This is a genomic window from Pseudomonas antarctica (genome assembly GCF_900624995.1).
GTDB lineage: Bacteria > Pseudomonadota > Gammaproteobacteria > Pseudomonadales > Pseudomonadaceae > Aquipseudomonas > Aquipseudomonas antarctica.
In genome coordinates this window covers 1-2,608 of record NZ_UYXQ01000232.1, presented here as the reverse complement: position 1 = coordinate 2,608, position 2,608 = coordinate 1, and the positions used below count along the sequence as shown (strand labels likewise).

2 protein-coding genes and 1 pseudogene are annotated in these 2,608 nt (G+C 59.9%); all 3 read right to left on the bottom strand.

What is annotated here, in order from left to right:
• Nucleotides 1-197: 197 nt before the first annotated feature.
• Nucleotides 198-1,025 (bottom strand): ammonia-dependent NAD(+) synthetase, encoded by an 828-nt coding sequence (gene nadE, locus E0F99_RS29620; protein WP_083355530.1) that lies wholly within the window; start codon nucleotides 1,023-1,025, stop codon nucleotides 198-200.
• Nucleotides 1,026-1,028: 3 nt separating this feature from the next.
• A complete protein-coding gene (gene pncB / locus E0F99_RS29615) occupies nucleotides 1,029-2,243 on the bottom strand; it encodes a nicotinate phosphoribosyltransferase (protein ID WP_083355529.1) in 1,215 nt (404 codons plus the stop codon).
• Nucleotides 2,244-2,432: 189 nt separating this feature from the next.
• Nucleotides 2,433-2,608: pseudogene (locus tag E0F99_RS30820) on the bottom strand (IS110 family transposase); the annotation flags it as partial.

The following is a 2,608-nucleotide window of genomic DNA, read 5'->3' as shown; positions in this document are numbered from 1 at the left end:
ATGGTGCGAGAAGCGATCCTGATCTATAACCAGGAACGCCCACACCTGTCCTTAAAATACAAAACGCCCGATGCAGTGCATAGGGCGCTGGGGTGAAACAGGTGTAAACCTATTTCAGGACTAGACACTGGCAAATACCTGTGGCGAGCGGGCTTTCCACAACAAGCCCGTTCACTCAAGAGCACTTGCCACGCAGATCACGGCGCGAAGGGCATGACCCGTTTGTGCTCGGTCTTGCGATACGTGTCGCAGATGATCTTGAACGCTTCCTCGCGCACTGGCTCGCCGTGCAGGAACGCATCGATCTCGGCGTAAGTCACGCCGTGGGAGGCTTCGTCCGGCTTGCCCGGCGACAGGTCTTCAAGGTCGGCCGTCGGGATCTTCTCGACCAACGACTCCGGCGCCCCAAAGTACCGAGCAATCGCGCGCACCTGGTTTTTCACCAAGCCACTCAACGGCGCCAGGTCGCAGGCGCCATCACCGAACTTGGTGAAAAAGCCCATCACCGCTTCCGCCGCATGGTCGGTGCCGATCACCAGGCCTCCGGCCGCGCCGGCGATGGTGTATTGCGCCACCATGCGCATGCGCGCCTTGGTGTTGCCCAACACGAAATCACGCGACACCGCCGCTTTGCCTTCAAACGCGGCCACTTCGTTGGCCAGGGATTTCACCGCCGGGCCGATGTTGACGGTGTGGCGCTCGTCCGGCTCGATAAAGTCCACCGACGCCTGGGCGTCGCTTTCGTCGAACTGGGTTTCGTAGGGCAGGCGCACCGCGATAAAACGGTAGGCCTCATCACCCGTGCTGGCGCGCAGTTCCTGCATCGCCCGTTGGGCCAGCAGGCCTGCGGTCAGGGAGTCGACACCGCCGCTGATGCCCAACACCAATGCCTTGAGCCCGGAATTGCGCAGGCAATCCTGGATAAAGGTCACGCGGCGGGCGACTTCGGCCTCCAGGGCGGCCTGGTCCTTGAACGGTGCTTGGACCTTGAGCTGCTGCGCAATCTCACGCTGTACGGCTTGCATGATTCACTCCTTGCTAGGTAGGGCAGGTACTTTGAAAACGTGGCGCAAATAGGCGACGAAATTCGGGTCGGTGCAGTGGGTCTTGCCCGCTTCATCGGAGATCTTCGCGACGGGCTGGCCATTGCAGGCGGTCATTTTAAGCACGATGCTCATCGGCTCAACCCCTGGAATGTCGCAGGTCAGGTTGGTGCCGATGCCGAAGCTGACATTAATGCGACCGCGCAATGCGCGGAATATCTCCAGGGCCTTGGGCAGCGACAGGCTGTCGGAGAACACCAAGGTCTTGCTCATCGGCTCGATGCCGAGTTTGTGGTAGTGGGCGATGGCTTTTTCGGCCCACTGCACCGGGTCGCCGGAGTCATGGCGCAGGCCGTCGAACAGCTTGGCGAAGTACAAGTCGAAGTCGCCGAGGAAGGCGTCGGTGGTGATGCAGTCAGTCAGGGCGATGCCCAGCAGGCCACGGTACTCGCGCACCCAGCAATCGAGCGCGGCAATCTGGCTGTCGATCAGGCGCGGGCCAAGTTGCTGGTGGGCCATGATCCATTCGTGGGCCATGGTGCCGAGCGGCTTCATATCGAACTCGCGGGCGAGGTGCACGTTGCTGGTGCCGACAAAGCGCCCGGGGAAATCGTGCTTGAGCACGCTCACCACTTCTTCCTGCACCCGGTACGAGAAGCGCCGGCGCGTGCCGAAGTCGGCCACTTGCAGTTCCGACAGCTCGTCGCTGCTGGCATTCGCCGTCAGCCAGTCGAACTTGCGATACAGCTGCTCGCGGGCCTGCTCAAGGATCACGGTCTGGTAGCGGTAGCGGTTACGCACCTCGCTGACGATGGCCAGCATCGGCACTTCAAACAGGATCACATGCAGCCACGGCCCGCGCAGGCGGATAAACAGCTCGCCGTTTTCGATGCCGGTTTGCACATAGCGCAGGTTGAAGCGGAACAGCCCTAGAAAGCGCAAGAAGTCCGGCTTCATAAAGCTGATGCGCTCAAGAAAACCAAGCTGGTCCGGGCTTAGGCTCAGTTCGGCGAGGCGCTCAATCTGGTAGCGAATTTCCGCCAGGTACGGGCGCAGGTCTTCACTGTTGCGGCAACGAAACTCCCATTCAACGTCCACGTTCGGGTAGTTGTGCAGCACCGCCTGCATCATGGTCAGCTTGTAGAAGTCGGTGTCGAGCAGGTTCTGCACGATGCGATCGGCAAACACACTCTCGCTCATAACGGGAATCTCCAGACGGGTCGGCGATGGGCGCCGACCGTGACGCACTATTAAGGAATGGCGCTAGTGGCGCATAGACCCGTGGGGTTTTGCCAGCGTTTTTTCATATTGGGACCTTTGTTGTGGGCACTGGCGCCTTCGCGAGCAAGCCCGCTCCCACACTTGAAATGCATTCCAATGTGGGAGATTCTATGGTTGAGGGGAAGCCTCCAAAACCGCTTTTGACTGGTATTCGCTTTGATTTTTCATGAGTGAAAACGCAATACGTGCCAGCTTGCGGGCGATGATGACCAGGGCCTGAGTCGTTTTCAGGCCCCTGGCCAGGTAACCTTCATACAGCGGCTTCCAAGCTTTTGACCTGATGC

Bases quoted from the DNA above. Each gene is read 5' to 3' on its own strand.
- nadE (WP_083355530.1), bottom strand. From the start codon at position 1,025: ATGCAAGCCGTACAGCGTGAGATTGCGCAGCAGCTCAAGGTCCAAGCA.
- pncB (WP_083355529.1), bottom strand. From the start codon at position 2,243: ATGAGCGAGAGTGTGTTTGCCGATCGCATCGTGCAGAACCTGCTCGAC.